The 9630-nt window shown below is 61.3% G+C and carries 8 protein-coding genes and 2 pseudogenes; 7 read left to right on the forward strand and 3 right to left on the reverse strand.

Annotation, left to right across the window (positions count from 1 at the left end):
• Window positions 1-102: 102 nt before the first annotated feature.
• Window positions 103-1119: pseudogene (locus tag E4656_RS20795) on the forward strand (PAS domain S-box protein); the annotation flags it as partial.
• Window positions 1120-1524: 405 nt separating this feature from the next.
• Window positions 1525-1722 (forward strand): annotated as a pseudogene (locus E4656_RS20800) (methyl-accepting chemotaxis protein); the annotation flags it as partial.
• 64 nt (window positions 1723-1786) lie between these two features.
• On the opposite strand, the gene rraA reads toward E4656_RS20800, so the two are convergent.
• Entirely contained in the window at window positions 1787-2263 is a 477-nt protein-coding gene (gene rraA / locus E4656_RS19675; protein ID WP_135485036.1) for a ribonuclease E activity regulator RraA, read from the reverse strand.
• Window positions 2264-2356: 93 nt separating this feature from the next.
• Between rraA and E4656_RS19680 the strand changes: the two genes are divergently transcribed.
• Entirely contained in the window at window positions 2357-3283 is a 927-nt protein-coding gene (locus tag E4656_RS19680; RefSeq protein WP_135485037.1) for a DMT family transporter, read from the forward strand.
• A 7-nt stretch (window positions 3284-3290) separates the two neighbouring features.
• Here E4656_RS19680 and E4656_RS19685 read toward each other — a convergent pair whose 3' ends face one another.
• Complete coding sequence (locus E4656_RS19685; RefSeq protein WP_135485038.1) at window positions 3291-3926, reverse strand: response regulator; 636 nt, start codon at window positions 3924-3926, stop codon at window positions 3291-3293.
• Window positions 3923-5314: a cache domain-containing protein gene (locus tag E4656_RS19690; RefSeq protein WP_135485039.1), complete on the reverse strand. Its 1392-nt coding sequence runs from the start codon at window positions 5312-5314 to the stop codon at window positions 3923-3925. Before E4656_RS19690 ends, E4656_RS19685 begins: the two co-directional genes overlap by 4 nt.
• Window positions 5315-5483: 169 nt before the next feature.
• Between E4656_RS19690 and E4656_RS19695 the strand changes: the two genes are divergently transcribed.
• The 4 genes from E4656_RS19695 (at window position 5484) to E4656_RS19710 (ending at window position 9446) form a co-directional block, all read left to right on the forward strand.
• Window positions 5484-6032: a TRAP transporter small permease subunit gene (locus E4656_RS19695; RefSeq protein ID WP_135485040.1), complete on the forward strand. Its 549-nt coding sequence runs from the start codon at window positions 5484-5486 to the stop codon at window positions 6030-6032.
• Between the two features lie 2 nt (window positions 6033-6034).
• Window positions 6035-7423, forward strand: a complete 1389-nt coding sequence (locus E4656_RS19700) for a TRAP transporter large permease (RefSeq protein WP_135485041.1) — start codon at window positions 6035-6037, stop codon at window positions 7421-7423.
• Window positions 7424-7459: 36 nt separating this feature from the next.
• Window positions 7460-8566: a TRAP transporter substrate-binding protein gene (locus E4656_RS19705; protein WP_135485042.1), complete on the forward strand. Its 1107-nt coding sequence runs from the start codon at window positions 7460-7462 to the stop codon at window positions 8564-8566.
• Between the two features lie 112 nt (window positions 8567-8678).
• Window positions 8679-9446: an NRDE family protein gene (locus E4656_RS19710; protein WP_135485043.1), complete on the forward strand. Its 768-nt coding sequence runs from the start codon at window positions 8679-8681 to the stop codon at window positions 9444-9446.
• The last annotated feature ends 184 nt before the right edge of the window (window positions 9447-9630 follow it).

Here is a 9630-nt window from a genome sequence, read left to right on the forward strand (position 1 = left end):
GTAGTTACGCGTCCGGCCTGTGCCGGGCCATTTACAGGAAGTGGTAGTATGGTCAAGGCATTTCTGAATCGTTTAACCGGCCGGCGTTCCGACGCCGATGCCATGCTGGATCGCTCTCCGCTGGCCGCACTGCGGCTGGATGAACAGCAGCGTATCCGGTATTGCAATGCTGCAGCCGAGCAGCTGTGGGGCTTCACCCGGGCCGCCGTGCTGGGCAAACCGGCGGCCGATTGGCTGCCCGCCGCCATCCTGACCGGAGCTGAAGGGCTGCGTGAGGCCTCGTTGCGGACCGCTGCCGGCACCTCTTTCTGGGCCCAGTTGGCGGTCTCGGATGAAACCGGTCGGCGCGGCAAGCGACGCACGCTGCTGGTGCGGGACATTACCCGCGAGCGCTTTGTCCACGAGCAGAACAGCCAGACCCTGGAACAGGCCATGGATGCGGTGATCTCGATCGACGAGCAGAACCGGGTCACCTTCTTCAATAGTGCGGCGGAAACACTCTGGGGCTATTCACGCGCCGAGGTGCTGGGACAGAACGTGAAGATGCTGGTGCCCGATATGTGGCGCGGCCAGCATGACGGTTTTATCGAGCGCAACCGCACCACGGGCGAAAACCGCATTGTCGGCAGCTACAAGGAACTGCCCATTGAGCGCCATGATGGGCAGTCGCGCTGGGGCCAGGCGGCCATCTGCAAGATCGAATTCGATGATCGCATCACCTATACGGCCTTTATCAAGGACGTCACCGAAGAGGTGCTGCGGCGGGAAAAGATGGAAATGCTGTCGCTGGTGGCCGATGAGGCCAACACCGGTATCGTGATCACCGATGCCGAGGGCAGCATCGAGTACGTGAACAGCGGGTTTGAAAAGCTGGCCGGCTACACGATGGAAGAATGCCGGGGCCGCAAGCCCGGCCCCATGCTGCAGGGCGAAGGCACTGATCCGGAAACGGTGCGGGGCATTCGCGCCAGCCTGGACCGGCTGGAACCCTTCTATACCGAGATTCTGAACTACCACAAGAATGGCGAGCCCTACTGGGTCTCGCTGTCCATTGCGCCTGTGTTCAATGAGCGCGGTCAGGTGGAGCGGTTCATATCGGTGGAAGCGGACATTACCCGCAGCAAGCAGCAGACGGTCGATTTCAATCGGCGCCTGAATGCGATTGAGCGCTCCATGATGACGATGGAATTCAGCCCGGACGGCAAGTTTCTGACCGCCAACCAGCTGCTGCATGACAGCTTCCGTACCGAGGATGCGGTGCGCAAGGTGGCGCAGTCCCTGTGGTCCGAGCTGTCTGCCGAAAACCGGAAGGTACTGGCTGACAAGGGTGAATACAGTGGCCGCGGAACGGTCAGCCTGCCCGGTCTGCCGATGCTGGCGCTGGACTATCAGATTGTGGCGCTGAAGGATTTCGCCGGCGGTGTGCGGCGCTATGTGCTGTTCGGCATTGATATCACCGACCGGCACCAGGCCCTGAACGAAACCCGGGAAGCCATGGAGTCCGTGCTGCAGGTCAGCAAGCGTATCAGTGGCATTGTTTCCACTATCAACGGCATTGCCGAGCAGACCAATCTGCTGGCGCTGAATGCGGCCATCGAGGCGGCACGCGCTGGCGAGGCCGGCCGCGGCTTTGCCGTGGTGGCGGATGAAGTGCGCTCGCTGGCCAGCAAGTCCAGTGGTTCGGCCGGCGAGATCGATACCCTGGTCGATGAAACCAACCAGCGCGTGGAAGCACTGGCGAGCTCACTGAACAAGATCGATGGCTGAGCCCGGCCGGCTGGTGATGTCAGCGTGTCGCCGGCATCACCACCACGCCGTCCTCGTCGGCGAACACCTGATCGCCGGGGTGGATACGGGCGCCCGCGATCTGGATCGGCAGATCGGTCTGGCCTTCGCCCCGGCGCGTCGACTTGCGGGGAATCGAGCCCAGCGCCTTGACGCCCAGGTCCATGCCGGACAGTTCCTGCCGATCGCGGATCAGGCCGTACAGAATGACACCTTCCCACTGCTGGTCGATAAAGTCCTGCGCGATCATGTCGCCCAGCAGGGCGCAGCGGCGGCTGCCGCCGCCGTCAACGATCAGAACCTTGCCCTTGCCCGGGGTGACCCCGAGTTCCTTGATGCGCGAGTTGTCTTCGAAGCACTTGACGGTCACCGCAGTGCCGCTGAAACGGGTGCGGCCGCCAAAGCAGATGAGTTCGGCCGGCAGCACCTGCAGGGTGTCGCCATGTTCGTCGTAAAGGTCACAGGTAGACTGGGTCATGCACAGGCTCCGGAGTCTGTAGGGTTTCGGTTGCCTTAATCTAGCCGCAACCGTTACTGTTGTCGCCCCCAAAAACAAGATTGGAAGCTCTGGATGTCGTTGTCAGATTCTCGTATCGGCCCGCTGGCGCTGGCTCTGCTGGGTGCTACCACCCTGTTCTGGGGCGGCAATTTTGTGCTGGGGCGCGCTGTTTCCGCCGACATTCCGCCCATTGCCCTGGCCTGGTGGCGCTGGATTCTGGCCGGTGCCATCATCCTGCCGTTTGCGGCCCGGGGGCTGTGGCAGTCACGGGCGGACATCCGGCAACACTGGCGCTATCTGCTCGCCGTCTCGGTGCTGAGCGTGACCTGCTTCAATACCTTTGTCTATCTGGGCCTGCAGACGCTGCCGGCCTCCAATGCGGTGCTGGTACTGAGTTCGGCGCCGATGATGATTCTGGCCTTTTCCTGGCTGCTGTTCCGCGAGCCGGTGACGGCCCGCCAGGGGCTGGGCATGGTGCTGTCGCTGGGCGGCGTGCTGGTAATCATAGCGCAGGGCCGTCCGGATCAGCTGGGCGCGGTGGTGGACGGGGGGGCCGGCAATCTGTGGATTCTGGTGGCCGTGGCCAGCTGGTCGCTCTATTCGGTACTGCTGCGCCGGCGGCCGGCCGGTTTCAACGGCACCGTGTTCTTCGCCCTGACCGTGGTGCTGGGCTGGCTGATGCTGACGCCGGCCTTCATCTGGGAGCATGCCGTACAGGGCCGGGTTATGGTGTTCAACAGCACGGCGCTGCTGAGCATCGGCTATGTGGGTATCTTTGCCTCGGTGCTGGCGTTTCTGTTCTGGAACAGAGGGGTTGAGCTGCTGGGGCCAAACCGGGCCGGCTATTTCATCCACCTGATTCCGGTCTGGGCTCTGCTGCTGGCGACCCTGTTGCTGGGCGAGCGTCTGCTGGCCTTCCACTGGGTCGGTATGGTGCTGATCTTCAGTGGCATTGCGCTGGCCACCCTGCGGCGCGTGCGCGTGCCCGGCACGGCCTGACTTCGGGTCAGACCAGGTTGTGGTCGATGGCATAGCGGGTCAGGCCGGCCGTGGTCTGAATATTCAGCTTCTGCTTGATGTTGTAGCGGTGGGTTTCCACCGTGCGCACGCTGATGGTCAGGGTGCGCGCAATCTCCTTGTTGGACTGTCCCAGCGCGATCAGGTTCAGGACAGACTCCTCGCGCGGGCTCAGCGGTTCGATTTCGGCTCTCGGCTCGGGCGCATGGAACAGGGCCTGCGTGGCCCCGGAGCTGAAATAGGTGTTGCCCTGATGCACCGTTTCGATGGCCTTGATCAGTTCGTGTGACGACACATCCTTCAGCACATAGCCGGAGGCCCCGGAACGGACCAGCGGCAGGATGTACTCGCGGTCGTCATGCATGCTGAGCATCAGCACCCGGATGTCGGGCTGCTCGACGCGAAACCGGGCCATGGCCTCCAGGCCGCTGAGCACGGGCATGGAGACATCCATGATCACCACATCCGGGTTCAGCTCGTGCGCAGCGGCCAGCGCTTCCTCGCCGTTGTGGGCCTGACCGACGATGTCGATATGAGCCTCGCAGGCCAGCCGTGCGGCCAGGCCATCCAGTACCAGCAGGTGGTCGTCCACCAGCAGAACGCGGATCTTTTCCGGTATGGTCATGAAGCTGCCTGCCTTCGTTCGGTGTGCTGGGCCCGGCCCTTCTGGCCGGGCAGTATGGCATGAATCTCGGCCCCCTGACCGGGGGCGGCCTGCAGACTGAACTGGCCGCCCACGACTTCCACGCGTTCGCGCATGTTGACCAGGCCGATACCCTGCTTCTGGGCCCGGTGGGGATCGAACCCACGCCCGTCGTCCCGAATATGGAAATGAATGCGCCCGTGGCGCTGGTACAGCCGTATGCTGACGTGGCTGGCGGCGGCATGTTTTTCGGTGTTGTTCAGTGACTCCTGGGTGATGCGGTAGATGGTGATCTCCACTTCGTCCGATACCGCTTCGCTGTCCAGGTCATAGTCCAGTTCCACGCGGGTGCCGGTCAGTTCCTCGAAATGTTCCGAGAGCGCGCGCAAGGCGGGCCGCAGGCCCAGATCATCCAGCAATACGGGGCGCAGGTCGTGCGAGATCTGCCGTACTTCCTGAATGGTCTGGTTGAGCACTGTGCTGGCGATGCCCAGATCCTGCAATGCGGCCTGCTGGCCGGAGGCCGAGTTCAGTTTCTTCTCGGCCAACTCGATGCGGAACTTCAGCGACACCAGTTGCTGGTTGATGCCGTCATGCAGTTCGCGCGAGAACTTGCGGCGCTCGTTGAGCTGCAGGCGCAGAAACTTCTGCACCAGGGCGCGCAGCCGCCCGTCGGCCAGCCGATGTTCGTGCAGGTTGATGGCCAGTCCGAGCAGCACGATCAGCACCACGGTAGCCAGAATCACCGTCATGACGGCGATGAAGCTGTTGCGGATATTGGCATCGAAGGACGCCTTGACCTTGGCCACCTCCTCGGTGATGGAATCCAGATACAGCCCGGTGCCGAACATCCAGTTCCAGGGTTCTATGAGATCGGCATAGCCCAGTTTGTCTTCCTGTTCCATCAGTGGCGGGCGTTCCCAGATGTAGCGATGGTAGCCACCGCCACTGTTGGCGGCATCCAGCAGGCCCTGAATCAGCAGGTTGCCATTGCGATCGCGGTACTCGTAGAGGTCTTCGCCCACGAACTCCGGTATGGTCGGATGGACGACATTGATGCCGTCCTGTCGGTAGGCAAAGAAGTAGCCGTCCTCGCCGAAGCTCAGGTTCTGCAGCAGGTGACGGACCGCAGCCTGTTGTTCGGCTTCGCTGCGCTGCGGGTCGCTGGTAATGGTAGCTATGGCCGAGGACGCCAGATCCATCTGTTCTTTCAGCGCCTGTTTGCGTGACTCGGTCAGGTTGTATTCATACACATCCAGAACCTGGGCGGCCAACTGACGGGAATGATTGAGGCCGAGCAGGGACAGCACGGTCGCAGCAGCCAGCAACGGCAGAATGGCCAGCAGCAGTATCTTGGCTTTCAGGTTCATGGTGGCATCCGTGGTGATACACAGGCTGAAAATCAGTAGTACTACGTATTTCAAGCTCGGTATTATTGCGTTGTTATTCGGTACTCATACGAATAGCCTTTGCACCACCTGATGGATCAGGCTTAATGGTGTGCAAAACAGCTGATAAAAATAACACTGAGGATTATTGATGCAACTGTTGTCGTGGATGGTGAGAGCGATCTGCCGGGTGAACTGGCTGCTCGGTCAGTTTTTCTCCTGGTTCTCACTGGCTGTCGTATTGATCTGTTTTACCGTGGTCATACTGCGGTACTTCTTCTCCATCAGTTTTGTCTGGATGCAGGACCTGTTCGTCTGGCTGGGCGGGGTCATGTTCATGGGCGTTGCCGGTTACGCATTGCTGACCAACCAGCATGTGCGGGTCGATGTGTTCTACCGCCCGGCATCGCACAAATGGAAGGCCGTGGTGGACATGGCGGGCAGCGTGCTGTTCGTCGCCCCCTTTGTCACCATCGTTTTCCTCTACGGTCTGCCCTATGTGCGTCGGTCCTGGCGCATCATGGAGGCCTCGAACAACTATGGCGGCATGCCGGGCCTGTATATCGTCAAGGGCTTCATACTGGTGTTTGCAGTGGTTGTGGGCCTGCAGGCCCTGGCCATGGTCGGGCGCAGCATACTGATCCTGGCTGACCGCGAGGATCTGGTGCCCGAATACTTCCGTTACAAGCGGGGGGGCTGACCATGGATCCGATACTGCTGGGTGAAATCCTCGCCCTGATCATGTTTTTCGCCATTATCGGCTTTCTGCTGTTCGGCTTCCCGGTGGCGTTTACGCTGGGCGGCGTCTCGATGCTGTTTGCCCTGATCGGCTACTGGCTCGGCGTGTTCGAACCGCGCATGTTCGGTACTCTGGCCTCCCGCTACGGCGGCATCATGCGCAATGATGTGCTGATAGCCGTGCCCATATTCATATTCATGGGCATGATGCTGGAACGTTCGGGTATTGCCGAGCAACTGCTGATCACCATGGGTCGGCTGTTCCGCACCATGCGCGGCGGCCTGGGCATGGCGGTGATCATTGTCGGTGCCCTGCTGGCTGCTTCGACCGGTGTCGTGGGTGCCACCGTAGTGACCATGGGCCTGCTGTCACTGCCTGCCATGCTGCGGGCCGGCTATGACCCCCGTCTGTCCAGCGGTGTCATCTGCGCTTCGGGCAGCCTGGGGCAGATCATACCGCCTTCCACCGTGCTGATTTTCATGGGTGACATGCTGTCCGGCATCAATCAGCAGGTGCAGATGCAGATGGGCAACTTCGCGCCGCAGGTGGTGTCGGTGGGTGACCTCTTTGCCGGTGCCTTCATTCCCGGCCTGATGTTTGTGGCTATCTTTATGCTCTACATGGGCTACAAGGCCTGGCGTGACCCGGCTTCCTGTCCGGCGCTGGAAGTGACTGACGAGGAGAAGGCCGCCCTGCTGAAGGATGTGGTCGTCAGTCTGGTGCCACCCCTGCTGCTGATCTGTGCAGTACTGGGCTCCATTCTGTTCGGATTTGCCACCGCCACCGAGTCGGCCTCCGTCGGTGCCATGGGTGCCATGCTGCTGGCCGCCTTCAAGCGCAAGCTGACCCTGGCCAACCTGCGCCATGTGATGATGGCCACGGCCACCACCACCTCGATGATCTTCATCATCCTGATCGGCGCCTCGGTCTTTGCCCTGGTGTTCCGCACCATGGGTGGCGATGAACTGGTCGCGGATTTCCTGAATGCGCTGCCGGGTGGTACTGTCGGTGCCATCATCTTCATCATGCTGCTGATGTTCTTCCTGGGCTTTATTCTCGATACCTTCGAGATCATCTTTCTGGTGGTACCCATCACAGCACCGATTCTCCTGTTCATGGGCGTGGATCCGCTCTGGCTGGGTGTCATCATTGCGGTCAACCTGCAGACCAGCTTCCTGACACCGCCCTTTGGATTCTCGCTGTTCTATCTGCGTGGGGTGGCGCCGGATTCGGTGACGACCCGCCAGATTTATGAAGGGGCCATTCCCTTTGTGGGCTTGCAGATTGTCGTCATCGCGTTGTTGGTGGCATTCCCCGGCCTGGTAACCTGGCTGCCTTCGGTGATCCGTTAGGAAGCGCAACAACAATAAAACGAGAGGAAAGAAACCATGAAACGTCGTGATTTTATTACCGGATCCGCTGCGGCGGCCGGCGTTGGGGCCATGGCCATTGGCAGCAAGTCCATTGCCCAGAACAGCGGCAATCGGACCTGGAGCATGGTCACTACCTGGCCCCGCAACTTCCCCGGTCTGGGTGTGGGCGCACAGCGTCTGGCCGACCGCATTACCCAGATGTCCGGTGGCCGTCTGACCGTGCGCGTTTATTCGGCCGGTGAGCTGGTGCCGGCACTGGAGTCGCTGGATGCGGTCATCGAGGGCTCTGCCGAGATGATGCACGGGGCCGCTTACTACTGGATCAACCGCAGCCGGGCATTGTCGTTCTTTACCGGGGTGCCCTATGGCATGACCTCGCGTGAGATGGCGGCCTGGGTACGCTACATGGGTGGTCAGGAAATCTGGGATGACATCTATGACCAGTTCGGCCTCAAGGGCTTCCTGTCCGGCGATACCGGCACCCAGGCGGCTGGCTGGTTCCCCGAAGAACTGAAGAGTCTGGATGATATCCAGGGTATTCGCTTCCGGACACCGGGTCTGGGTGGTGAAGTCTGGAGCCGTCTGGGCGCCTCTGTGGTCAACCTGCCAGCCGGTGAGATTTATCAGGCACTGCAGTCCGGTGCGCTGGATGCAGCCGAGTTTGTCGGGCCCTACAATGACCTGGCGCTGGGCTTCCACCAGATTCACAAGAACTACTACTTCCCGAGCTTTATCGAGCCCGGCCTGGCCACCGAGTGTGTGGTCGACAAGGCCAAGTTCGAGGAACTGCCCAACGACCTGCAGCGCATCGTCGAGCTGGCCTGTCAGGCGGAGTACGATCAGGTGGCGTCCGACTTCTACGCCAATGACCCGATTGCACTGCAGACTCTGGTCAATGACCATGATGTTATCGTGCGTCAGTTCCCGGAAGATATCCTGGAGGCCGGTGCCGGCCATGCCAAGGACATCATTCGTGAACTGCGTGACGACAGCGATCCGCTGACTCGCCGCACCACAGAGAGCTTCATTTCGTCTCTGAATACCCTGCGTCAGCGCACGGACGTCAACGACATGGCGTTCCTGCAGGCCCGGGCGAACTACTTCGATCTGACCGATCTGTAAAACGATCAGCCTCTGTCGAAGCAACAGAACACGGCAGCCCTCGGGCTGCCGTTTTTTATTGGGCAGGCTTGATATACTTGCGCCCTGAATTCACCGAACCGGCCGCTGTCCCATGTGCCTGATCACCTTTGCGTTCAATCATCACGCCGACTACCCGCTGCTGCTGGCCGCGAACCGGGACGAGTTTTTTGCCCGTCCGACCGAACCGCTGCATGCCTGGCCGGAGCACCCCGGGCTCCATGCCGGACGCGACCTGCAGGCAGGTGGCACCTGGCTGGGGGTCTACCAGCCGACGGGCCGCATTGCGGCGCTGACCAATGTGCGCCAGATACCGGCACCGCCCACCACCGGGCCCTCACGCGGCCAACTGGTGCTGGATGTGCTGCTGGACCCGCGCCCGCTGAGCGAAGTGCTGGCTGATCTGGAGCCGCGCAAGACGGAGTATCAGGGCTTCAATCTGCTGCTGGGTGATCAGCAGGGCCTGTACTGCGTGTCCAACCACACGCCCCGCGCTGAGCCCATGGCTGCCGGCATTCACGGGCTCAGCAACGCCACTCTGGATGTGCCCTGGCCCAAGGTGCGCAAGGCCTGTGCCCGCATGGCGGACTGGGCCGACCGGCCCGGCCCGGTGACCGAACTGGCCGCGCTGCTGCTGGACCCGGCCACCGCCGCTCCTGACGAACTGCCCGCCACCGGCCTGAGCCCGGAATGGGAAAAGGCCCTGTCGGCCCAGTTCATCCAGCTGCCCGAATACGGCACCCGGGCCAGCACCGGTCTGATGATCGATCGGCAGGGCAACCTGCACCTGCATGAACAGACCTTTGACGCCGAAGGGCGGCCCGGGGAGGCGAATACGGTCAGGCTGGAGGGGTTTTGGTGAACTAGTCGACAGATGACAGTGGGATTTAGTCGACAGATGACGGTCGACAGTGGGCTGTAGTCGACAGATGACAGTAGACAGAGAGGGTTTGACAACCCTTGGAGGTTGTTTAACGATTCTACCGTCTACCGTCTACCGTCTACCGTCTACCGTCTACCGTCTACCGTCTACCGTCTACCGTCTA

It is taken from the genome of Natronospirillum operosum, from assembly GCF_004768465.1.
Classification (GTDB): domain Bacteria; phylum Pseudomonadota; class Gammaproteobacteria; order Pseudomonadales; family Natronospirillaceae; genus Natronospirillum; species Natronospirillum operosum.